This window comes from Pedobacter caeni, assembly GCF_900129215.1.
In the GTDB taxonomy this organism is placed as follows: Bacteria; Bacteroidota; Bacteroidia; order Sphingobacteriales; family Sphingobacteriaceae; genus Pedobacter; species Pedobacter caeni.
Map to the genome: position 1 here is coordinate 889,959 of NZ_FQUQ01000004.1, position 22,043 is coordinate 912,001.

At 41.6% G+C, this 22,043-nt stretch carries 21 protein-coding genes; 11 read left to right on the forward strand and 10 right to left on the reverse strand.

Translation table 11 applies throughout. The features are described from left to right. Nucleotides 1-2 precede the first annotated feature (2 nt). The gene (locus BUC20_RS23230; RefSeq protein ID WP_073233565.1) at nucleotides 3-1,199 is read left to right on the forward strand and encodes a cation:proton antiporter; all 1,197 of its coding nucleotides are present in this window, start codon (nucleotides 3-5) and stop codon (nucleotides 1,197-1,199) included. Here the strand turns inward: BUC20_RS23230 and BUC20_RS23235 are convergent. The 3 genes from BUC20_RS23235 to BUC20_RS23245 all read right to left on the reverse strand — a co-directional run bounded on the left by BUC20_RS23235 (nucleotide 1,196) and on the right by BUC20_RS23245 (nucleotide 2,668). Continuing rightward, on the reverse strand, nucleotides 1,196-1,603 hold the full coding sequence (locus BUC20_RS23235) for an EVE domain-containing protein (RefSeq protein WP_069377973.1): 408 nt from the start codon (nucleotides 1,601-1,603) through the stop codon (nucleotides 1,196-1,198). The genes BUC20_RS23230 and BUC20_RS23235 overlap by 4 nt on opposite strands. 125 nt (nucleotides 1,604-1,728) lie before the next feature. After that, nucleotides 1,729-2,229: a DUF6141 family protein gene (locus BUC20_RS23240; protein ID WP_073233567.1), complete on the reverse strand. Its 501-nt coding sequence runs from the start codon at nucleotides 2,227-2,229 to the stop codon at nucleotides 1,729-1,731. A 28-nt stretch (nucleotides 2,230-2,257) separates the two neighbouring features. After that, a complete protein-coding gene (locus BUC20_RS23245) occupies nucleotides 2,258-2,668 on the reverse strand; it encodes a DUF6266 family protein (RefSeq protein WP_317042810.1) in 411 nt (136 codons plus the stop codon). Between the two features lie 225 nt (nucleotides 2,669-2,893). Between BUC20_RS23245 and BUC20_RS23250 the strand changes: the two genes are divergently transcribed. From BUC20_RS23250 to BUC20_RS23270, 5 genes are all read left to right on the forward strand, one after another. Continuing rightward, the gene (locus BUC20_RS23250) at nucleotides 2,894-4,060 is read left to right on the forward strand and encodes an MFS transporter (RefSeq protein ID WP_073233572.1); all 1,167 of its coding nucleotides are present in this window, start codon (nucleotides 2,894-2,896) and stop codon (nucleotides 4,058-4,060) included. Nucleotides 4,061-4,065: 5 nt separating this feature from the next. Beyond that, nucleotides 4,066-4,731, forward strand: coding sequence for a DAPG hydrolase family protein (locus tag BUC20_RS23255; protein WP_073233574.1), 666 nt, complete (start codon nucleotides 4,066-4,068; stop codon nucleotides 4,729-4,731). Between the two features lie 84 nt (nucleotides 4,732-4,815). After that, complete coding sequence (locus BUC20_RS23260) at nucleotides 4,816-5,634, forward strand: helix-turn-helix domain-containing protein (RefSeq protein WP_073233576.1); 819 nt, start codon at nucleotides 4,816-4,818, stop codon at nucleotides 5,632-5,634. Between the two features lie 85 nt (nucleotides 5,635-5,719). Then, a complete protein-coding gene (locus BUC20_RS23265; protein WP_073233578.1) occupies nucleotides 5,720-6,286 on the forward strand; it encodes a Crp/Fnr family transcriptional regulator in 567 nt (188 codons plus the stop codon). A 70-nt stretch (nucleotides 6,287-6,356) separates the two neighbouring features. Continuing rightward, nucleotides 6,357-6,686 carry a DMT family transporter gene (locus BUC20_RS23270; RefSeq protein ID WP_073233580.1) on the forward strand — a complete coding sequence of 110 codons (330 nt, stop codon included), beginning with the start codon at nucleotides 6,357-6,359 and terminating at the stop codon, nucleotides 6,684-6,686. 43 nt (nucleotides 6,687-6,729) lie between these two features. Here the strand turns inward: BUC20_RS23270 and holA are convergent, their stop codons facing one another. Next, nucleotides 6,730-7,755: a DNA polymerase III subunit delta gene (gene holA, locus BUC20_RS23275; protein WP_073233582.1), complete on the reverse strand. Its 1,026-nt coding sequence runs from the start codon at nucleotides 7,753-7,755 to the stop codon at nucleotides 6,730-6,732. A gap of 56 nt (nucleotides 7,756-7,811) precedes the next feature. Between holA and BUC20_RS23280 the strand changes: the two genes are divergently transcribed. Together BUC20_RS23280 and BUC20_RS23285 are read left to right on the forward strand one after the other, a co-directional pair. After that, a complete protein-coding gene (locus BUC20_RS23280) occupies nucleotides 7,812-8,273 on the forward strand; it encodes a type I restriction enzyme HsdR N-terminal domain-containing protein (protein WP_073233584.1) in 462 nt (153 codons plus the stop codon). Between the two features lie 91 nt (nucleotides 8,274-8,364). Continuing rightward, a complete protein-coding gene (locus tag BUC20_RS23285; RefSeq protein ID WP_073233586.1) occupies nucleotides 8,365-8,592 on the forward strand; it encodes a DUF6965 family protein in 228 nt (75 codons plus the stop codon). 113 nt (nucleotides 8,593-8,705) lie between these two features. On the opposite strand, the gene BUC20_RS23290 is transcribed toward BUC20_RS23285, so the two are convergent. After that, nucleotides 8,706-11,375 (reverse strand): valine--tRNA ligase, encoded by a 2,670-nt coding sequence (locus BUC20_RS23290; protein WP_073233588.1) that lies wholly within the window; start codon nucleotides 11,373-11,375, stop codon nucleotides 8,706-8,708. A gap of 481 nt (nucleotides 11,376-11,856) precedes the next feature. Here BUC20_RS23290 and BUC20_RS23295 point away from each other — a divergent pair, with 481 nt between their 5' ends. From BUC20_RS23295 to BUC20_RS23305, 3 genes are all read left to right on the forward strand, one after another. Continuing rightward, nucleotides 11,857-12,495: a hypothetical protein gene (locus BUC20_RS23295; protein ID WP_073233590.1), complete on the forward strand. Its 639-nt coding sequence runs from the start codon at nucleotides 11,857-11,859 to the stop codon at nucleotides 12,493-12,495. 30 nt (nucleotides 12,496-12,525) lie between these two features. Beyond that, nucleotides 12,526-13,044 carry an STM3941 family protein gene (locus BUC20_RS23300; RefSeq protein WP_073233592.1) on the forward strand — a complete coding sequence of 173 codons (519 nt, stop codon included), beginning with the start codon at nucleotides 12,526-12,528 and terminating at the stop codon, nucleotides 13,042-13,044. A gap of 73 nt (nucleotides 13,045-13,117) precedes the next feature. After that, nucleotides 13,118-13,567: a putative immunity protein gene (locus BUC20_RS23305; RefSeq protein WP_073233594.1), complete on the forward strand. Its 450-nt coding sequence runs from the start codon at nucleotides 13,118-13,120 to the stop codon at nucleotides 13,565-13,567. A 265-nt stretch (nucleotides 13,568-13,832) separates the two neighbouring features. Here the strand turns inward: BUC20_RS23305 and BUC20_RS23310 are convergent, their stop codons facing one another. From BUC20_RS23310 to BUC20_RS23330, 5 genes are all read right to left on the reverse strand, one after another. Continuing rightward, nucleotides 13,833-15,986 (reverse strand): S9 family peptidase, encoded by a 2,154-nt coding sequence (locus tag BUC20_RS23310; protein WP_073233596.1) that lies wholly within the window; start codon nucleotides 15,984-15,986, stop codon nucleotides 13,833-13,835. Between the two features lie 72 nt (nucleotides 15,987-16,058). After that, nucleotides 16,059-17,090, reverse strand: a complete 1,032-nt coding sequence (locus BUC20_RS34110; protein ID WP_200800986.1) for a putative DNA binding domain-containing protein — start codon at nucleotides 17,088-17,090, stop codon at nucleotides 16,059-16,061. Further along, a complete protein-coding gene (locus BUC20_RS34115; RefSeq protein WP_200800988.1) occupies nucleotides 17,087-17,650 on the reverse strand; it encodes an AlbA family DNA-binding domain-containing protein in 564 nt (187 codons plus the stop codon). The genes BUC20_RS34110 and BUC20_RS34115 overlap by 4 nt, the downstream gene beginning before the upstream one ends. A gap of 60 nt (nucleotides 17,651-17,710) precedes the next feature. Continuing rightward, nucleotides 17,711-20,116 carry an outer membrane protein assembly factor BamB family protein gene (locus tag BUC20_RS23325; protein ID WP_073233602.1) on the reverse strand — a complete coding sequence of 802 codons (2,406 nt, stop codon included), beginning with the start codon at nucleotides 20,114-20,116 and terminating at the stop codon, nucleotides 17,711-17,713. A 91-nt stretch (nucleotides 20,117-20,207) separates the two neighbouring features. Further along, nucleotides 20,208-22,028, reverse strand: a complete 1,821-nt coding sequence (locus BUC20_RS23330; protein ID WP_073233604.1) for a RagB/SusD family nutrient uptake outer membrane protein — start codon at nucleotides 22,026-22,028, stop codon at nucleotides 20,208-20,210. Between the last annotated feature and the right edge of the window lie 15 nt (nucleotides 22,029-22,043).

Below are 22,043 nucleotides of genomic sequence, written 5' to 3' on the forward strand. Positions count from 1 at the left end.
ATATGACGACATACACTACACTGATTATTTTAAGCGGACTTGTCATCTTTTCCTATTTATTTGATCTTGTTGCCAGTAAGACCAAACTACCTTCTGTACTGCTGCTCCTGCTTTTGGGCATTGGCTTACGTGTACTGGTAGACAATCTTCAGCTGCATACCTTTAATTTTCTGACGATCCTGCCTACCTTAGGCACTGTGGGACTGATCCTGATCGTTTTTGAAGGCTCCCTGGAACTCAAATATGAACGGGAGAAAAACAAACTGATCAAAGGAGCGTTCCTGTCGGCTTTTTTTATTTTAATAGCCACAGTATCGATCATTACCTTTATCATCTATCAGATCACCGGAAAAGAGCTGTACGTATGTTTTACCAACGCCATCCCTTTCAGTGTGATCAGTTCGGCAATTGCCATCCCTTCTGCCGCAGCTTTAAGCAATAAAGGGAAGGAATTTATCATTTACGAATCTTCCTTTTCCGATATATTAGGGATTATCCTTTTCAATTTCGCCATTTCCAACCCGCATATCTCCGTTTCTTCATTTGCAGGATTAGGCCTGAATACAATATTAATCCTCATTCTTTCTGCCGTTTCCGGGATTACCTTGTTGTACCTGATGGGCAGGATTTCTCACCATATCAAATTCTTCCTGATCATTTCGATCCTGATCCTGGTGTATGCCATCGGACAATCTTACCATTTATCGTCATTGGTACTCATCCTCTCATTTGGCCTTTTCCTGAACAATGCAGATACCATCAAACATGCTTATTTCAGGAGCGTATTTATCTATAAGAATTTATCAAATGACCTGACGCAATTGTATCAGCTATCCGCAGAAAGTGCTTTTATTATCCGCACGTTTTTCTTCGTGATCTTCGGATTCACTATGAATATCTACGCGCTGAATGATGGAATTGTGATTGCAAACGGACTGATTATCCTGGCTACGATCTTTGTCATCCGCTTTGTTTACCTGAAACTTTTCAGAAAGGAAAACAGTGGTACAGAATCTTTTATTGCCCCCAGAGGGCTGATCAGTATCTTATTGTATTTTAACCTGCCTCCGGCATTAAAAATACCAGAGGTAGGCACGGCTTTTCTCTTCATGGTGGTACTGGGATCAAGCCTGATTATGAGTATTGGTTTGCTATCTGCAAAGAAAACAGTGCAAACGGCAGCACCTGCAGAACATTAAACGGAGCCCATTTCCAGGATCTTATCAAATTCCTCTGCTTTAAGCTGCATGACAGACAAACGTCCCTGTCTAACCAGGGAAATATCTTTTAAGCTTTCTTCTGCTTTGATTTGCTCTAAGCTAACCGGAGTTTTTAAAGCTTCCAGCGGGGCAAGATCAACCACTACCCAGTTGGCATCTTCTGTAGTCGGATCCTGATAGAACTCTTTTACCACTTTGGCAATTCCAACCACATTTTTACCTTCATTACTATGGTAAAATAAAACAAGGTCCCCTTCTTTCATCAATTTCAGGTTATTGCGTGCCTGATAATTTCTTACACCATCCCAGAAGGTCCTTCCATCCTGGTTAAACTTTTCCCAACTGTATTTAAAGGGTTCACTTTTTACGAGCCAATGATTCATGGTATTCTTTAGTTAAATGTATCCGGAGATTTCAGCTATTTCTCCGGTTGTATGATTCAGACGTCAAAACTAACAAATCAGAACGGAATAGAAAACAGATAGACAAGAAAGGCGGTATTCAGGTATTATTTACCTCGGATTTCATCTAAAACTGCCGCGAGTTCTTTGGCCTTATTTGTCCCGATAAGCAATCTGTCGTGGTTGTTAAATTCCAATTGTAGCCCCTGATTCCCTGAAATATTCAATGCGTTTCCTTTATTTCCTGTCCTGATTCCCCAGCCCCCATACTCCCCTATTGGACGATAGCTCCGGAGATAGCACCGATCAATCACCTCCCAGGAATAATACTTAAAAGACCTGTGAAAAGGAAAAAATCTCACATAAACCCCATCAGTTTGAACGCGGGTTTCCAGTCGGAAGTTGAAGAACAGGATACTCAGTAAAAAAACAAATCCGGTAATGAATAAAAGTGTCGTATCCGTTGCCGGTTGATCTCCAAACTTTTCTCCACCTATTACCTGCTTAGAAACACCAAAAATAAGCAGTCCGTTTAAGCCGATCAAGATCAACCACAACCACCATTGTTTAAACTTTTGCGTTTCAGAAAATACAATCTTATCGGTCATTTTTTTCTATAGGCAACAAGATATCTAATTATTCTTTCAATATCTCCTTATCATACAAAGGATTTGCAAATGCCCGGATATTCACAGTTACATCGTCCTTTTCTGTTGGTCTTTTCATCTCATCTCTATAGATACTATGGAACTCATCCACTGCCCGTTCAGGAATTGCCTCAGCTGTTGCTGCTGCTTCTTTTAATACCGGCTCCAACCCCAGCAATTTCAACCTTCCCAAATACTGGCTCTCCGATTGGCTACATCTGTCTTTAGCCACTACAGCAACATAAATATCGACTTCCTTTCCTATCAAATTTTCTGATAGCGTCAACACATCTGTTCCGGCACTTCTGAAATTACCCGTGCTTTGATAAGAAGCTGATCTACCCTGCATATCTATAGCCAGTGTCAGCCTAAAACTTGTTACCTGCAAGATACAAAGCAAATTCCTTGCTTTGTGTTGGACAGGATTTGCTAATTGATAGTGGACACCTGCCCAGTTGAGCCGAAGTCGTCATGCTAATGTAATTTCCAGGAAGAGGTTGCTTCAAAACTATTTTTTTCTATAAAAACCGCTGGTTCCAAAAAGTACAATACCATTAGCCAATAGTACAAGATTCCGACTTCGTCATTCCAGACTTTTGTCCTGTTGATCCTAAATATCTCAGCAATGAAAAGTTTATCAAACACAGGAATATTTGCCTTATTACTTTGCAGTAGCCTTACCATTATGGTGGGTACCGTAATTGCCCCGTCTTTAACAGAAGTTTCCATGCAGCTGGGCTTTACCCGCAATCCGGGCTGGTTAATTACCTTACCCGCACTTGGCGTGGTACTGTTCGCTCCTATTGCAGGAAAACTGATGGACCGAAAAGGACCATATACTCTGATGTGCTGGGGATTGATACCATATGCTTTATTTGGCGTCATCGGAATATGGTTGAGCCATCCCATCCTCTTAATTGCAGACCGCATTCTTTTAGGAGCTGCAACCGCCGCAATCCAGACATCCGGAACGGGACTAATCGCTCATTTTTTTGAAAATGAATCCCGTATAAAAATGATCGCCTGGCAGGGAATGGCCATTGAATCAGGCGGTGTACTGTTCCTAAGCCTCGGAGGAATTCTGGCGGAGCTCAACTGGCAATATCCTTTTTTTATTTACCTGATTGCCATCTTATGCCTGTTCCTTGTTCGGCTCAGTATTCCTAAAGTTAAGGCCATGCCCAATTCCGAACAGCAGTTACCATCCCCTATGATCCCCAAAAGCATGATCCAAATTGTAAGCCATGTGGTCATGGCCATGATCCTGTTCTTCATCGTTGTGGTTGGCCTGCCTCAATACCTTCCTCATTCTTTTGGGTTCAGCACTTCCTCAACAGGCTATTTCATGGCATTCATTTCCATCATTGCCGTATGCACAGCAAGTATCATCCCGATGCTCATCAGGCAGATCGGTTCAAAATACACATTGGCTACAGGTTTTGGATTTTTTGCAGCAGCACACCTGCTATACTTCTTTTCCGGTCATATCAGTTATCTGATCCTCGCTGCAATCGCTACCGGAACCGGCTTTGGGTTCACGATTCCCTTATTAAACCACCTGACGCTCGAAGAAAGCACCATCCATAACCGGGGGAGAAACCTGGGATATTATTCGATAGGAATTTTTGGAGGACAGTTTCTTTCCTCTTTCATGGAACTTTTATCACTGGACATGAAAACTACCTTTCTAGTTGCTGCAACCATCGGCACGCTGGTAGCTTCGAGCCTCTTTTACCAGGCAAGAAAAACTGCCGCCAGCATTGTAAACAATAATTTTAACCTTAATAAATAAATATCATGAGAATTGAAGAAGCAAATGATCTGCTAAAACCTGGTTACCTTCCTTTTGAAGCCGGTTACAAACGTTATGAAGACGGCCTATTGGTGATTGCCGCACGTTCCAGCCTGATGAACATTACCAAAGAAATGATAGAATGGTGGGTAGGTTATGTACACAACTCTGAGCAATATTCGTGGTGGCATAAAGAAGACCATGTATTCAGCGACTGGATCGGAGAACGTGGTACAGGGAAATACATTGGCGGCACCCACATTGCACATGAACGCCTGGGAGGAAAGGAAATCCACAAACTAAGGATCAACTTCCTGGATCCCTCTGTCATTATGGATACTGATAAATTTGAGGCTGCCGGAGTAACCGCCATTCATGCCCGTCTTGCGCTCGACGGAGAGCCTGGTTATGTGGCTAAACTCCTTCATTTCGTTCGCGATACCCCTTACGGTTGTGAAATGCGAAGCCGGTTCTGGATGGGTTATTTCGAGGGTAATGACCTGAAGAACGATTTTGAAACCCGCAGCAGGATCTATCCGGATGAAATGGGTGCCGGATTACTCAAACATTGTCATGAAGAGATGAGTAACCTCGGTATTTTCCTTCCTGAGCTTTATGAACGTGAAACAGGGATTAAAGTTAAGATTGGTTCAATGGCCGATGTCCTTTAACCCAATACTAATAAAAGCCACCTGTAGCATTACAATGCTACAGGTGGCTTTTCTCTGAGCCTCATCAAAATACTATCTTTGCGCATGAAGTTTACCCATCAGATAGATCCCGAAAAGTTTTTGATCTATAACCTGAAGGATTGTCCGGAAAGTTATCTCCAGAGTGTTCACCGGGAGGAATACTTTGAAATGATCTGGTTCAGGTACAAGGACAACATCAATCCTGAATCCCCTGAACAGGGTCAATACGTTTACCTCATTCCTCCTTACCGGGCGAGCCCGGTTGCAATAAAAGACAAAGAAGGTTACTTGCTTGCGTTTAAACGCGATTACCTCGATGAGGACGATAAAGAATATGCCCTTGATGTCTTTAACCTCTTCAATATACAGGGCCAATATTCGCTCATTCCATTGGATATGGCTACGGTAGCCCGGTTCATACACCTTCATGCACTGATGGAAGAGGAGTACCAACATCCTTTTGGCACCTACCTTGTATTAAAATCGCTGCTTAAGGTTTTTCTGCTGAACCTGATCAGGATCAATCAGAATGCTTTCTTAGACCAGGATGTCAATCAAAAGCGTGTATATCAATTTATTCTCCTGATGGACGCACATTATGAAACACAAAGAAAAGCTTCATTTTATGCCGGTAAATTAGGTATTAGTATCAAAAGGCTCAACCAGATCCTGGTAGAGAAAATGCATAAAACCCTGACCCAGCTGCTCCATAACCGTGTGATTCTGGAAGCAAAAAGAAGATTGATCAGCAGCGATTTTACCATCAAGGAAATCGCCTATCAGCTTAATTTTGAAGATCCCGGATATTTCTCCAGGTTCTTTAAAAAGCAAACCGGGTTAAGTCCGGAGCAATTCAAAGCCTCAACGGCAGGAAAATATTGATCTGTTATGGGATTGATTCCTCACATTTCAAACTCTATATTTGTGCGGATTGCGATACCAGGCCTGAAAAACATTAGCCAAACCCATGGAAACCCTCAAAAAGATGATTACCAATATTGCTGCCATTTCTGATGCTTCAACCGAGAAGTTGTGCAGTCTTTTTGAGGAAGTTCATTACCCAAAATCTCATCTCCTCTTTCGTCAGCATGAGATGGATCCAACGATTTATTTTATAAAATCGGGCATTGCCCGCGCCTATAACCGAACGGAAGACTGTGATGTAACTTTTTGGTTTGGGACGGAGGGTAATGCAGTAGCTTCTTATAATAGTTATATCAATCAGACTCCCGGATATGAGAGTGTCGAACTGCTGGAGGATACGGTGCTTTATCGTCTTGAACATCAACACCTGGCCTTGCTATACGATACAGATATAGAAATTGCCAACTGGGGAAGAAAACTGATGGAGAAAGAAATCATTCTTGTAGAAGAAAGGCTGATCTCCAGGTTATTACTCAATGCCACAGACCGCTATAAAAACCTGATGCGTGATCATCCTGAATTGTTGCAACGGGTGCAGCTGAATTATCTCGCTTCTTACCTTGGAATCACTCCGGTTTCTTTGAGCAGAATCCGCGCAGAAATCAGGTAATTTCTTATCATTTGTTTAGTCTTCGTTTAAATGGAATTGCAGACCTTTGCAGGGAAAAAACACATCTATTATGAGCTGGATATTTTTAATTTTAGGAGGCCTTTTTGAAATAGCTTTCGCCTCTTGTCTTGGAAAAATGAAAGAGACAACAGGAAACACCATGATCATGTGGGGAGTAGGTTTCGTTGTTTGCCTGACCATCAGTATGGGCTTATTAATTAAAGCCACTCAGGTTTTGCCTATAGGAACTGCTTATGCAGTGTGGACAGGTATCGGAGCAGTAGGAACAGTTCTGGTTGGGATCTTTGTATTCCAGGAGCCGGCAACCTTCTGGCGCATCGTTTTCATTACCACATTGATTTGCTCTATCATCGGATTGAAAGCCGTTTCTTCTCATTAGAAAAAGCAAAGCATATAGGGCATTCGGACCCCCGGATGCTCTTTTAATGAATCATTTTAAAGAGTAATTCTTTTAGCAACTCTCCATCGGTAATATTTCCCGTACTGTCTACCCCTTTGCTTTTCAGGTCATACTCCCTTAAAAGGCTGATGATGTCAAAGGTTTTAGGCAAACTGTAACTCCTTGCTGCCGTTTCAAAATCCTTTACAAAGTAAGGGTTTACCCCCAGTTCCTTTGCTGCATCCCCCTTGTTCTGTAAATAATGATATTTAAGGATCTTGGAAAAATAAGCATTCAGGTTAGCCATTACCATCACCATTGGGTTGGCTTTAGGATTATCGGCAAAATAGTTGATGATCTGATTGCATTTCAATACGTTCTTTACTGCAAGTGCTTTCTGCAATTCAAAGACGTTATATTCTTTACTGATCCCAATATTCCTCTGGATCAGATCGGTGTCAATGGTTACTTCTTTACCAATATTCAGCAATAGCTTTTCTACCTCATTGGCAATTTTGGAAAGATCAGCCCCCAGGTATTCAGCCATCAGCGCTGAGGCTTGCGGAGCGATTTTATATCCCTTCTCTTTAACGAAATCGTCGATCCAGGCAGCAAGTTTATAATCACGTACCAATTCCGACTGGAATACCAACCCGTTTTTATCGATCGATTTATAGATCTTTTTACGTTTATCAAAATTGGCATATTTATACCCCAGAACCAGAATCGTACTCGGCAGCGGTTTCTCAAAATAGCTTTGGACAAATTCCGCTTCTTTACTGCTTCCTTCTGTTTCCTTTGCCCATTTTAAGTCTTGTGCTTCCTTTACCACAATCAGCTGGTAATCCGACATCATGGGATAGCGCTTTGCCGCATTCATGACCATCGCCATATCTGTATCTTTCCCATACAGAACGGTTTGATTAAAACCTTTTTCCATATCAGTCAGAATATGCTCTTCCATATAATGAATAATCTGGTCTATATAATAGGGCTCTTCACCATGTAACAGGTAAACAGGTTTAAACTTTCTGGCTTTAATGTCTTTGATTATGTCGGCAGCACTCATATATTTATCCAAATGTAACGGCTAAAAACTAAATATTAAAGGTTATTTTTGCACAAATGGCATTTACCCCTACAGCACTGAACCTTCCGCCCTATCCTTTTAAGATTACACTGAAGGATAACAGACATTTTATCTTTGATGAAATCCGTAAAAAGCACCTGGTGCTGACCCCCGAAGAATGGGTTCGTCAACATTTCATTCAGTTTCTTATTCTTGAAAAAAAGTTCCCGAAAACGCTGATTCAGATTGAAGGCGGACTGAATCTGAACCAGCTGCAAAAGAGAAGTGATATTGTCATTTTTAACACCTCCGGAGAACGCCTCATGGTGATTGAATGCAAAGCTCCATCGGTAAACATTACCCAGGCCGTGTTCGATCAGGCCTCACGTTACAACTCCGTTTATAAAGCTAAATGGCTGGTAGTCACGAATGGATTAAAACATTGTTATGCCCGGATTGACCATATTGAAGAGAAATTTCAGTTTAGCCCTGAATTACCACAATACTTAGAACTCTGATCTCCGTTTAAAAAACCAGCTCCTTTTTAATCACCAGTTCCTTTTTAATAAAATTATCCAGGGAGCTTCATTTTAGTATTACCTTTGTCCCATGACAGTTCCCGAATTAGAAGATTATTTTTCCGGCATCAACTTACCACAAACCCTGGAGCTTTATCCGGGAACAAAATTAAATGATGTGGCACAATGTGTAGATACCCACCTTACCGTATTGAAAATTTATGGCAATATCAGACCTTACGAATGTTTCTACGACAGGCTCCTTAAAATTAAGGAAATGGTAGAAAAGGAACAGGAAAACGAAGAAGAGCAGAAATAAAATAAGAACAGAAAGCAGAAGAATAGAAAGAAACAAAAAAGAATAATATAGAAAAAGACAACCCTCGGGTTGTCTTTTTCATTTGATACTATGTTAAAAAGAATCCTGCGCAGTTAAGCCAGGGATTCGATCTGTCCTACAATAATGCCAATCTTAGATTCAGCATCCGCTTTTTTATTGCGTTCGTTCTGAATGATCTCCGGCTTCGCATTCTGAACAAAACGTTCATTGCTTAACTTTGCATCAACAGACTTAAGGAACCCTTGCAGGTACGCTAATTCTGCGTTTAAGCGTTCTTTCTCTGCTTCTACATCAATCGTCTCATTTAACTGAATGAAGAACTCATCGTTACCTACCATAAAGCTGGCAGCTCCGGCAATCTTATCATTCACAAATTCAACCTCACTGATATTTGCCAGTTTGAAAATGATGTTCATCCATTTCTCATAATCCAGTCCGGAGTTCACCTTAATGTTCAAAGGCAATGCCTCTTTAGGAGAAATCTGTTTGGTGTTACGAACGTTCCTGATCTCTGCAACAAGGCCTTTAACCACCTCTACTTCTTTCAGCAAGGGGGCATCAGCGGTTCCTACAACAGGATAAGCAGCAACAATACAGCAATCCATCTCTCCTTTTTCACCGAACAACTCATCATGCCATAACTCTTCTGTCAGGAATGGCATATATGGATGTAACAAGGTCAAAATCTTCTCAAAGAAACCAATGGTTACTTTCAACGTTTCCGCATCAATCGGATGCTGATAAGCAGGTTTCACCATCTCCAGGTACCATGCGCAGAAATCATCCCATACCAGTTTGTAAGAAGCCATCAATGCCTCAGATAAACGGTATTGGTTGAAGTTATCTTCGATCTCTGCAAGCGCTTCATTAAAGCGGTTCTCAAACCATAAAATGGCCTGCTGATTAGGGTTCGCCAGATTTTCGTCTACTTCCCATCCTTTAACCAGACGGAAGGCATTCCAGATCTTATTGGCGAAATTCCTTCCCTGCTCGCAATAGCTCTCGTCAAACATCAGGTCATTTCCGGCAGGAGAACACAACAACATCCCTACCCTAACCCCATCAGCACCATACTTTTCAATCAGGCCGATCGGATCAGGTGAATTGCCCAGAGATTTAGACATCTTACGTCCTTGTTTATCTCTTACAATACCAGTCAGGTATACATTGTTAAATGGTTTCTTTCCACGGAACTCATGTCCCGCCATGATCATTCTCGCTACCCAGAAGAATAAAATCTCCGGAGCAGTAACCAGATCGTTGGTAGGATAATAATAATTGATCTCTGCATTGTCAGGATTTCTGATCCCATCAAATACCGAGATCGGCCACAACCAGGCAGAGAACCAGGTATCCATTACATCCGGATCCTGTTTTACAAATGGCGCCAACTGGTGTTTAAAGCCAATCGCTTCAGTCTCAGTAAATGCCCCGTCAATATCTTTAAGCTTTAAAAATTCATTTAAAGCTTCCTCTTTCGTTTTTGCAACTACCCAATTTCCCTGGTCGTCATACCATACCGGAATCTGGTGTCCCCACCATAACTGCCGGCTGATATTCCAGTCGCGGACATTTTCCATCCAATGACGGTAAGTATTACCAAATTTCTCAGGAATCAACTTTATGTCACCGTTTAATACATCTTCCAAAGCTGGCTTAGCCATTTCATCCATCTTACAGAACCATTGTAAAGACAACTTTGGCTCAATTGCCACATCTGTACGCTCCGAATAACCAATCTGAGATTTATAATCTTCAACCTTTTCCAAATGTCCGGCCTCATCCAATAGAACTGCGATCTTCTTTCTCGCAATAAAACGGTCTTCACCGACAAGGATTACAGCAAGTTCGTTTAAAGTACCATCGTCATTTAAAATGTCAATTACCGGAAGTTTATGTTTAACCCCCAGTTCGTAGTCATTCAAATCATGTGCAGGCGTAACTTTCAAACATCCCGTTCCGAAATCCATCGTTACATATTCATCCTCAATTACAGGAATCTCCCTGTTGATCAAAGGAACAAATACCTTTTTCCCCTTCAAGTGAGTATAACGCTCATCATTCGGATTGATGCATATGGCAGCATCCGCCATGATCGTCTCCGGACGCGTCGTAGCTATCGTCAGAAACTCCTGATCATTTGTACCGGCAACAGTGTATTTAATATAATATAATTTCTGATTTACCTCTTTACGGATTACTTCCTCATCAGAAACGGCAGTCTTACCCGCAGGATCCCAGTTCACCATCCGTATACCACGGTAAATTCTTCCTTGCTTGTGTAAATGAATGAAACAATCAATCACCGCCTCAGACATCCCTTCGTCCATCGTAAAACGAGTCCGCTCCCAATCACAGGAAGCACCCAGCTTTTTCAATTGCTCCAGGATGATACCTCCGTATTTTTCCTTCCACTCCCATGCATACTTCAGGAACTCTTCCCTGCTCAGGTCTTTCTTCTCAATCCCCCTCTCCTTTAACATCGCAACCACCTTTGCCTCTGTAGCAATAGAAGCATGGTCAGTACCAGGTACCCAACATGCATTCTTTCCCTGCATCCTCGCCCTGCGGACCAATACATCCTGAATCGTATTGTTCAACATGTGTCCCATATGTAAAACACCCGTCACATTGGGTGGTGGAATTACAATGGTATAAGGCTCACGCTCATCAGGCTCAGAATGGAAAAAGTTCTTGGACATCCAGTAGCTGTACCATTTATCTTCGGTTGCCGCCGGGTCGTATTTTGTAGAAATGCTCATTTTAAAAAGAAAAGTATCAGTTGAGCTGCAAAAATAAGAAAAAAAATAGGGATACTATTCGCTGGCTCAAATCTTTTGCTGAAGGGCAAAATATTTGGAAGGCCAGCTCATAGTACCCAATTTTTTACTGGGCGGCAAGGCATGGTGGACAGACAGGTGGATCGGCAGGGTGCATTGACATGGTGGACGGGCAGGTGGATAGGCTGGGTGTATTGGTATGGTGGACAGACACAGGGTGATCGGCGTGGGCGACAAACAGACTGAAATCAGTAATCAAATAAAGGGTAAAACACTACAGATATCAGCCGGGAACTTACAAATTTTGATTGACCTTTTTATGCTAAAGATAATAAGCCTAAATTAATACACTGAAAGTAGTGTTCCGTTTAATCAAATGATGAACAAGCAGAACAATGAATAAAAAGAAGGATTAAATTTTAACAAAGAAATACGGCTATAGCATTCTTAAAACATAGTAAAGATGACAGAACAGAATAAAACACAAAGTGTATTGGAGAAAATAAAATCATTTGCCATCGGGTATATTGGAGCGGCCATTTTTGCTATGGGAACCACTTACTTTGAGGCACAATCGTCTTATCATGTCCCAAGAATTTTATCACCCATATATGATGTCTTTGGAAATATCGGTTTAGCAATAGGCATGGTCCTTCTGGGGGCTGGATTAATGTACTGGGCAGCTAAGCGTTTTCTGAAAGTGCAGCAGGGAAAGGCAGGCTTGATGATCGGAATACTGGCATTTTTTATCATCGCAAATTATGGACTGATATGGCTTAACAACAGAGACAAACCTGAAACGCCGGGCACTATAGCAAAAAAAACAGAAGCAGCTGTTCAGGGTGCTGAGCGGCCCGAACTCGATAGCCCTGAAGCGAACGCGTATTTGGATAAAATGGAAAACCTGCTGATAACCATGCAGACCGCAAAAAAATCGAATGATGCAACAGCCATTGAAAAAACAGAGCAGCAATATGGAGCCTTAATCGAGGAACTAAGTACAATTATTCCCGTTCTTTCCAAAACATCAACCTATCGGGATTTCATCCTTTACAATGCCAATATCACAGGAAAGATCAATCAGTTAAGAGGCATCAAATAAGCAATTTCAAACAAAAAAACGCCTATCCAAATGAACGAAACCATTATAGAATTCAACAACAAAAAACGCCTGATACACCTTTTTTTGGGGGTCATAATCACTCTTGTCTGCCTCTTTAGCGCTTACTACATGATCGCAATAGCTACAAAAATCAGGCTTTTCCCTGCAGCAATGATGCTCATGCTTGGCGGAATGGGAATTTACTTTTCGGTGATCGCGGTAAAAGACATGCTGAAAAAAGAGCATGCAGGGCTGATACTAAATTCAGAAGGGATCCTTTTTAAAGGAACATCAGCCGCCCGCGAAATTGGCCTGGTAAAGTGGTCCGCTATTCAATCCGTATCTTTAGGTAAAGCATATGGTGCCTCCTTTATTTTTTTGAAGCTTCAAAGACCTGATGATTACATCCAAAACCTTCCAGCACAGGTACAAAATATGATCAGAACCAATGGAATGGCAGTCTCAGCCGGTGAACTGTCCACCGACTTAAATAAACTCAAAGACCATATAGATCAATATTACCGTCAGTTTGGACAGCTAAACCAATAAAGTTCAGCTGCAATAAACACCAAAAATACAGACTGATTTTATATCTTCATTGATCAGGTTTAAAGAGAAAACAATGAGGGATAAACGATTTGTAGCCATTCATCGCGGTGGCTCCTTAACAAAGGAACAACACCAACAATTGATCAACTGGGCCCATGATTGCGCAGTCCACATATTGCCACTCTTTGTCGGAGACATTGATGAGCAGCTAAATGATGTACTAAGTATAGCTAAAGCCTGGGAAAATGGGCAATCATCGGTCGCTGAGGCAAGGAATTCATCTTTACAAGCAATAGCGGTTGCAAATGAGCTTTCCAACCCGGTTTCAATTGCCATTGCACGTGCCGTTGGTCATGCAGTTGCCACAGCTCATATGGCAGATCACTCCCTAAGGACAGCAGAATATGCCTTGAAAGCAGTAAAGGCTTCAAAAGGATCAATCGAGAAAGAAAGAGCATGGCAAGATGAACATATCCCTGCTGGCGTTAAAGAACTTGTAATGTCTAGCCGAAAGGATAGATAGATAGATAGATAGATAGATAGATAAGTAGAAAGGTAGATTAGTGAATTGAAAGGTCAGCATCATGCTATTGAATCCTGCTGAAGGAACTTAATTTTACATAAAAAAAGCCTGTGTGCTTTGAGGACCTGTAAAATCTTTCCTTCAAAAGATTTTGAGACCGAAAAGTACACAAGCTTTTTTTTAAGCAGGATTACTTTAAATCAAATAAAGCCGAACTGCTTCAAACCAAATAAAGCAGCACTACTTTTAAATTAAGCAACGCAACTTACTTCAAGTGCAACATAAAATAATCCGTTACCTTCTGATAAAGATGTGCACGGTCTTTACCGGTCACATTGTGCTCATGTCCCGGATAAATCATATAATCTACCTGAACATTTTTATCCACAGCATGCTTTACAAAATCAACCGTATTCTGTTGCAAAACCACCGGATCCTGTATCCCATGGATCAATAACAACTTACCTTTGAGGTTACCTGCTTTATCAGATAAGTTTGTAGCCGCAAAGCCTTCCGGGTTCTCCTGAGGAGTATCCATATAACGTTCTGTATACATCACTTCGTAGAATTTCCAGTTGATCACTGCACCACCTGCAACTGCAGCTTTAAAAACTCCCGGATGGTTTACCATAAAATCAACGGTGTTAAAACCACCAAAACTCCAGCCAAATAAGCCCATATTGCTGCTATCAACATAAGGTAACCCTTTTAAGTGGTCAACGGCTTTCACCATGTCTTCCATTTGAACATCGCCAACTTTTCTAAACATAGATTGTTCGAAAGCTTTACCTCTGTTGTCACTGCCACGGGTATCGATCGTAAGCACAACATATCCTTGCTGTGCCATATACCTGAACCAGTAATCGCCAGCACCTGCATTCCAGCTATTGGTAATTAGCTGTGCATGAGAGCCACCATACCAGTAAACAATTACCGGATATTTTTTAGCATTGTCAAAGTTTGTTGGCTTATATAAACTGCAATAGATGTCATCACCAGTATTGCTCTTAATCGTAAAGATCGAAGATTTCTCCCCGGCATAAGCAGCAAGTGGATTAGCTGCGGTAAGTAATACTTTGGTCCTGGCTGAAGCCGTTTCAAGGAGTTGAATTACCCTTGGCTGATCGGGGCTGCTATAGCTGTCGATCACCGTATTTCCTGAACTGCTTACCTGTGCGTTATGAACGGCAAATCCCAGGGTAATCCTTTTCGATTTTCCTGATTTGACGTCCAATACATATAGATTTCTGGTAATTGGTGATTCTTCAGTAGACACATAGAACAACTGATCACCTTTAGGGTTAAACCCTTTCACTTCGATCACTTCCCATTTGCCTTTAGTCAGTTGTTTTAAAACTTTACCTTTAAGGTCATACAGGTATAAATGGTTCCAGCCATCACGGTTGCTTTGCCAGATAAATTTAGAAGGATCATTTTTAAGGAATAACATTGGCACCAACGGTTCCACATACTTTTCATCTTTTTCTTCAAAAATTGTTTTTATAAAATCACCTGTTGTCGCATCATATTGATTGAGCTTCATGTGGTTCTGACCACGGTTTAAGACCGCAATAAATACATATTTATCGTCAGGACTCCATGCAATGTTAGTCAGGTATTGCTCTGCAGGCTGACCGGTTTTCAGATATACCAAAGCTTTTGTCTCTGCATTGTAAACACCAACAGTTACCTCATGGCTCTTATCTCCTGCCATTGGGTATTTGATATTTACGTTTTTTGCCGGGCGGGAAGTCCAGTCGATGATCGGATAATCGGAAACCATTTGCTGATCCATTCTGTAGAAGGCAAGCTGTTTGCCATTATTGCTCCAGAATGTTCCTTTAGAGATTCCAAATTCATCCCTGTGAACAGAAGAAGCATAAACGATATCCTTAGTCCCATCGGTTGTCACTTGTTTTGCCGCTGTTCCATCAGACACAAACAGGTTGAAGTTGTCCAGGTAAGCGATGTAACCGGCTTCACTTTCTTCCGCATTTGTTTTGCCTGCAATGTCTGCGTTAACTACGGTTTTATAGCTTTTTTTTGATGGATTAAAGGCTACTTTAGAACCATTCAGGTATAGGATCCAATCTGCTCCCTGATTGAACTGGATAAAAGGCATTGTTGCCAAGGTATCCTTTTGAGCAGATTTTAATTGTTGATTCAACTGGCTAAGGGTAAGAAAAGGCTGTTCTTCTTTAGATTTGAAATTGCCGGTTATCCATACCGGTCCGCTGGCCAGGCGCTTTGCATATACATAATCTTCAGTTCCATAAATAAACTGGACCTGCGACAGGTTTTCAGGGGCAAGAGTGGTGCGGGCATTGCTCATTGCATCCTGCATTGTCAGCGTTTTAGTTTGGGCGATTCCATAAAAAGCAACCGATACCAACTGACATACTAAGATAAGTTTCTTCATTGTTTTATAATTGATGCGCCAAATGTAATGATTAACCTATAAGTCTATTTACTTAATCTAAAAATGACCTTATCATTGATCAGGTAATAGTTCATCTGAAAACTTACCAAACAAAGCCTCTCCCTTTTTCGTCAGCATATATTTTCCGCTTTTATTTGAACCAACAAAACTAAGATATCCTGTTTCTTTAAGTATCTTCATATCCCTTTGCCCGGTTGCCCTTTTAATATCAAAAGCTGTGATAAGACTCTTTAAGGTTAACCCATTCTTTTCATAAATAAATCTGATTTCATCTGCCAACCTAACCCGGACCTGAATGTTTATAGCCTCATTTATAGCATCATTTATAGCCTCATTTATAGCATCATCTCCGTTTATAGCATCATTTGTAGCCTCATCTCCGTTTATAGCCTCATTTATGGCATCATTTATAGCATCATCTCTGTTTATAGCATCATCGGTGATATCGATTGTTACTTCGTTTTTTACATGAAGTATTTCACCAATTGGAATAATGGTCTTAAACAATTTATCTTCTATAAATTGAGGTGCTCTTCCCGGACTATAATCTTTTAGATATCGGTAAACGTTCAATATCCCTGAGCCCAATTCGTCAACCCTTCCTAATTGAATAAAAAACTTAGCGATTAAAGGGTTCTTAGGGAAAGGGACAAAGTGATCAGGCAACAACAACCCATTACCATGTGGATTATTAGCATTAATAATCTCTACATAATCTTTATAGATAATAAAAGTACTTGGATGAGCATCAATGTATTCACGATGAACAATCAGATTGGCAATCACCTCTCTAAAAATATGGGACCTCAGACTGATTCTCTGGTCCTCCTGCAAATAGAATTTATCCGGCAAATGTTTTTCAACAAATGAATTCAGCTGATCGTATGCTTCAATCAAATTGGTTTGGATATAAAACCTGTCGTCATAACGAAATAAATCATTCTTACGAACCATTGCATCGATCTTAAAATGAGATAGGACATTAACGATCGTTTCGTCCTTACCAAATAGCAGAACTGCCGCAAGATTATATCCTTCAAGATTCGAAATCGGATCTCTGCCGTACAATCCTGCAATTTTCAATAATTGTTCATCACCGAAACCCAACCATGGATGGTTGGCATTATTATTCCGGATAGATTTCTGGCTATGGTAAATAACTCGGGTTTAAAATCTGACAGTGTCAATGCAGGGTAGATAATTGCCTCAGAATAATAATTACGTTTCCGATTATAAAGAAGCGCAATATGCGAGAGTTGTGTGACCTTATAATCCCCCTGATGTCCTCTGTCGTAAATGTTTTTCCCACATTTATGAACTTCCGAACTTTGAGGGACAGCAATATGAAGAATTGACTTCCCTTCAAACTCGTAGACTTTGGGATGCAAAATAAAAGGAGGGTCCAGCTTACTTGGATTATTCGACAAGTTAACAAGATCTGAAGTAATGCGGTCGATGTATTCAGGTCTGATTCCGCTTAATGTTCCATCATCCTTAACCCCAAGAAAGATATCTCCCCCTTCCCGGTTAAGCATTGCACAAATACTTTCAAATAAATTATCAGGAAGGAACTCCGTTGATGCCAGTTTAAATTCAAGCCGGAGTCCCTCCTTCTGTTCCAGTATTTTTCTGATTCGATGCATACCCATATGTCTAATCTATTCATTACAGACTATTCAGTGGTAGTGCATCTTAACAATAAGTTAATTAATTTTTACAGTGTACACATTTCCGGCAAAGTCAGCCACAAAAACCTCATTGCCAACCACTACAGGATCTGCAAAAACCGGAGCACCGAGGTTCAGCTTTTGTAAGACCATACCTGAATCTTCGTTAACCATGTAGAAATAACCATCAGAAGCACCAAACAACAATTGATTTCCGTGTTTCACAACAGTGCTTTCCACCGTTCCTGACTCCGGCCCGGTATAAGGTGCAGAATAAACCAATGCATTACCTGTTGGCCTGTTCCATACCTCTTTTAACGTTTTAAGGTCGTAAGCCACTACCCCATTTTTTGCAGTAGGCATCACCACATATTTATCTGTAATTAAGGGAGTCGCCATAACTTTGAATTCATAAGCTGCTTCAACCTTATCGATATTTTTTCCGGTCAATGGATCTATAATCAATAGCGTATTTAATCCGGTGATGTAAAGCTTTCCATTTTGATACACTCCTGTACTGCTTCTGAATCGGAGTCCGTCATCCTTCCTCTCCCACAATAGCTTTCCTGTTTTGCGGTCATGTCCGAACAGACTTTGCCAGTTGCTTCCGGTAATGATCACCTCTCCGGCAATCGTCATCTTTTCCGGAGTTCCTTCTCCACCCTTCCATTCTTTATTTATCCATAGGGTCTTGCCTGTTGCGACCTCCAGGGCCTGAAAATAAGCTCCTGAACCAGTATAATAGATTCCTTTTTCTGCAATACCACCTGAAACATATCCTGGAAGGGATTTCATTCCCAGGTCTTTTTTCCAGATCAATGTTCCGGTGCTTGCTTTCAGTGCATAAGTAAATCCTTCCATATCTGTACACAGGATCGTTCCCCCATCATAAGAAATGGCATGTTTCACAGAGTTTCTGGTTTTATAATGCCAGGCAATTTTTCCTGTTTTTGCATCCAGGGCCGTTACTCCGCACAACAGGTTATTCGCATCGTCTATCGTTGCGGTAAACACTTTGCCATCTGCAACCAAAGGGTTGGCTTTCCAGACACTCCCTTTTACATTATTTGTCCAGTTTAAGGATAGATGAGTAGAATTACTTTCTTTTGATTTCAGGGGAGCAGGGTTTAAAGGCAGAACAAACTCTTGTTTTTGGATGTGCTGCTGCCCGTCATTGAAGGTTACTTCTGTCTGGATGGTCAGTGACTTTCCTTTGGAAAGTTTCGTTACCGGAACCTGTCCCGACCAGTTCCAGTCTGTATTTGCAGCTAGAGAAGCTGCGGCCACCTGATTTCCTTTTTCATCATAGATGATACTCTTTGCAGATTTCACCGTAGTCTCACTGTCGTAGATATTGGCATTGATCTGTAATGCGCCATCTTTTATCACGACCATATCTCTTCCTGAAGGAGTGTTTACCACCAGATGTTTGTGCAGATAGGTATAATGTGGTTTGATCTCTTTCACCCCATGCTTATCAATTTCTATCGATAGGAACTGACCTGCAGAATTGTCTATTCCACCCATACCCGGTGAGGCAGAAGAAATGTACTGTATACCGGTCTTGTCACTCTTTCTGACAAAGTTATTGTGCCAATGGCCATATACCCATGCCTTCAAATTGTTCTCGTTCAGATTGATCGAATCTTTCTCTCCTTTAAGTACAAACTGATCACTATAGGTCAGGAGGTCATGGTTAAATATGATGACCGGCTTGTTTCTATCTGTTGCTGCCAGGTCATTCTTCATCCAGCGGATCACCTCATCTACGGTATACGAAGGCTGAAAATCTCCGGAACGCATTGGCGTCACAATAAAATGTGCAGGACCAGCATCAAATGAATAATACACCGGACCAAACAGGTTCTCAAATAATTCCTCCCCATAGGCCCCTTTTACCAGGTCGTGGTTTCCGATACAATAAAACACCTGCTTGCCCAGGGTTTCTGCCGTCACCTGACTGGCATGAAAATTAAGTCCTTTTTCATAACAGATATCTCCGGTATGCACGATGAAGCTGATGTCTTGTTTTTTGGAGAAGTTCCTGAGGTTGCTGATCCAGTCGTTGTATTTATCGGTTTCGGTATCCGTGATCTGCAACATTTTCACAGAAGTGCCTGCACTTGCAGGATCAGGCAGAAGGCCGAAGTTGTACGCCTTCAGCTTTTCTTCTGTCCTGATATAATGTTTGTCGGCCAGTTTGTATCCGGCAGGGACAGTCACAAATATAAACCTTGTTTTTGCATGTCCCGGCAGGTTAAAATTTCCGTCCTGATCTGTTCGGACTACATGCTGCCCATCAGAAACCGCTACACCCGGCATTCCCTTTTCCTGTGCCTCAGCGGTTTTATTTCTATTGTTGTCGACAAAGACCTTGCCTTTGTACTGTGCGCCTGCAACTGAACTCAGCAGTGCCAGTGTTACCGTTAAAATTAACCTCATTAATTTCTATTTGTGTGTGTTTGAAAATATAAAAAAAGCAGCAGGCCTTTCAACCTGCTGCTGGATTATGGTGTTAGTAGTTCATTGTTCACTACCAGCCAAATACTTGTTTCAATTGTGGATTTACCACCGCCTCACTGATAGGAATTGGCCGGTAATAATATTTTGGACTGATAAAGGTTCTTGGCTGATCTCTATCGCGGATAAAGGCAATGAAGCCGGAACTTCCTTTAGTCAGATAAAAATTCTGATCCTTTCCGTCTTTGTCTTTCAGGTAATATTTAGATAAGTCCTTCCTTACTGCTTCCGGCAGATTGGCAATAGGGGATTCATCGTTCGGTGAGTTAAGAATGGCAATATCCGGTTTTCCATCACCCGTCACATCCATTGCACCCAATGCAGGAACATACATTCCCTGCTGACTATCCTGCAACAAATTACCCGACTTCCAGCGCATCAGGTCGTCAAAACGAAAACCTTCGCAAGCAAGCTCTACCCTTCTCTCCCTGCGGATTTCCAGCAATAAAGGCCTGTTTGCTGCCGTCGCATTCGGATAAGTGGCCGACAATACAGGGTCCATTACAGGTCCCATAGTGATCGGTGGCATCAATACACGTGCACGCAGCAGATTCACCGTCTGGTCCAGGTCAGCCTGAGTGATTGCTCCGGACTCGGCTTTCGCCTCTGCATTAATCAACAGCACTTCTGCATACCTGAAAATAGGTAAATCAGTATAGTTCATCTCCCATCCTTTTCTCAGGTCAGCAGAACGTGGATAGAACTTGATCTGATTATAGCCACCTAATGTTGGCTTAATGCGGTAAGGCTCATCCAATGTTGTTGCTCCCCTGAATGCAGGATTGATGATCGTTTCCTCCATTCTTGGATCACGATCTGCGAAAACCTCAGTATATACTTTGGTATCATATCCCGGACTGGAAGTAAAAGGGGTACCATCTTTTTTAAGGTAGGTATCCGCAAGGCTTCTGCTCAAAGACCAGGTATAATCAAGAACGGTATGGGTGTTGTTTCCTACAGCCAGTTCACTGCTATAGTCGGCCATCATGATCATTTCTTTATTGGCGGATAAGTTGGCGCTCGCAAACAGTGCCCTGTAATCTTCTCCCGCCTTTCCGGTTTTATAGATCTCAAACCCACCATCTTTCATGATTTTAGCGGAAGCGGTAACCGCAATATCCAGGAAGCGCTGATAATCATTGGTCAGTTGAATCTCATCATGATATTTTCTGAAAGTTCCTTCATGTAAAGCGAAGCGCGACAATAGTGCCAATGCAGTCCATTTATTGACCCTGGTGCTATTTGTTCCTTTCTCAGGTGAAATATTCTCTACCGCATAATTCAGGTCACTCAACACAGAATCCGCAACCAATGCTCTGGGGTCCTGAGTTTTATACAACGCCTGATCTTCAGGATCCATCGCAGTATTGTACCATGGAACATTATGGTATCTTTTGATTTTCTCAAAGTAAAAGTTTGCACGAAAAAAACGGGCAATTCCTACAAAATGCCTGATCCTTACCGGATCTCCTTTTACTTGTGGGACGTTATCGAGCATATAGTTAATTCTGCGTAATTTTTCCCAATCTCTCTTTGTCCAGAGATCCTTATCAAAGTTGGCCATATTGGCAGAGGAGAGCCCTCCCCTCACCATCAGGTCGACCTCCCCATTGGCATTATAATTTGCGATGTTATCCGAATTCAGGTCCGAATAGTTCGGGCTAAGGTACCGGTAAAAACCATTGGTATAGGTCTCCAAATCTGTTGGTGTCTGGAAAAACTGGTCTTTCGTAATTTCCGACTTCGGGTCTCTCTGCAGGAAATTTTTCTTGCAGGCAGTCATCCCTATAGTGATTAATCCTAATGTGAGGATATAAGTTATTCTTAGTTTCATGATGATTCTTCTTGC

What these genes read in the sequence shown, in the direction of transcription:
- BUC20_RS23230 (WP_073233565.1), top strand. Translation starts at nt 3, where the DNA reads ATGACGACATACACTACACTGATTATTTTAAGCGGACTTGTCATCTTT.
- BUC20_RS23235 (WP_069377973.1), bottom strand. Translation starts at nt 1,603, where the DNA reads ATGAATCATTGGCTCGTAAAAAGTGAACCCTTTAAATACAGTTGGGAA.
- BUC20_RS23240 (WP_073233567.1), bottom strand. Translation starts at nt 2,229, where the DNA reads ATGACCGATAAGATTGTATTTTCTGAAACGCAAAAGTTTAAACAATGG.
- BUC20_RS23250 (WP_073233572.1), top strand. Translation starts at nt 2,894, where the DNA reads ATGAAAAGTTTATCAAACACAGGAATATTTGCCTTATTACTTTGCAGT.
- BUC20_RS23255 (WP_073233574.1), top strand. Translation starts at nt 4,066, where the DNA reads ATGAGAATTGAAGAAGCAAATGATCTGCTAAAACCTGGTTACCTTCCT.
- BUC20_RS23260 (WP_073233576.1), top strand. Translation starts at nt 4,816, where the DNA reads ATGAAGTTTACCCATCAGATAGATCCCGAAAAGTTTTTGATCTATAAC.
- BUC20_RS23265 (WP_073233578.1), top strand. Translation starts at nt 5,720, where the DNA reads ATGGAAACCCTCAAAAAGATGATTACCAATATTGCTGCCATTTCTGAT.
- BUC20_RS23270 (WP_073233580.1), top strand. Translation starts at nt 6,357, where the DNA reads ATGAGCTGGATATTTTTAATTTTAGGAGGCCTTTTTGAAATAGCTTTC.
- holA (WP_073233582.1), bottom strand. Translation starts at nt 7,755, where the DNA reads ATGAGTGCTGCCGACATAATCAAAGACATTAAAGCCAGAAAGTTTAAA.
- BUC20_RS23280 (WP_073233584.1), top strand. Translation starts at nt 7,812, where the DNA reads ATGGCATTTACCCCTACAGCACTGAACCTTCCGCCCTATCCTTTTAAG.
- BUC20_RS23285 (WP_073233586.1), top strand. Translation starts at nt 8,365, where the DNA reads ATGACAGTTCCCGAATTAGAAGATTATTTTTCCGGCATCAACTTACCA.
- BUC20_RS23290 (WP_073233588.1), bottom strand. Translation starts at nt 11,375, where the DNA reads ATGAGCATTTCTACAAAATACGACCCGGCGGCAACCGAAGATAAATGG.
- BUC20_RS23295 (WP_073233590.1), top strand. Translation starts at nt 11,857, where the DNA reads ATGACAGAACAGAATAAAACACAAAGTGTATTGGAGAAAATAAAATCA.
- BUC20_RS23300 (WP_073233592.1), top strand. Translation starts at nt 12,526, where the DNA reads ATGAACGAAACCATTATAGAATTCAACAACAAAAAACGCCTGATACAC.
- BUC20_RS23305 (WP_073233594.1), top strand. Translation starts at nt 13,118, where the DNA reads ATGAGGGATAAACGATTTGTAGCCATTCATCGCGGTGGCTCCTTAACA.
- BUC20_RS23310 (WP_073233596.1), bottom strand. Translation starts at nt 15,986, where the DNA reads ATGAAGAAACTTATCTTAGTATGTCAGTTGGTATCGGTTGCTTTTTAT.
- BUC20_RS34115 (WP_200800988.1), bottom strand. Translation starts at nt 17,650, where the DNA reads ATGCATCGAATCAGAAAAATACTGGAACAGAAGGAGGGACTCCGGCTT.
- BUC20_RS23325 (WP_073233602.1), bottom strand. Translation starts at nt 20,116, where the DNA reads ATGAGGTTAATTTTAACGGTAACACTGGCACTGCTGAGTTCAGTTGCA.
- BUC20_RS23330 (WP_073233604.1), bottom strand. Translation starts at nt 22,028, where the DNA reads ATGAAACTAAGAATAACTTATATCCTCACATTAGGATTAATCACTATA.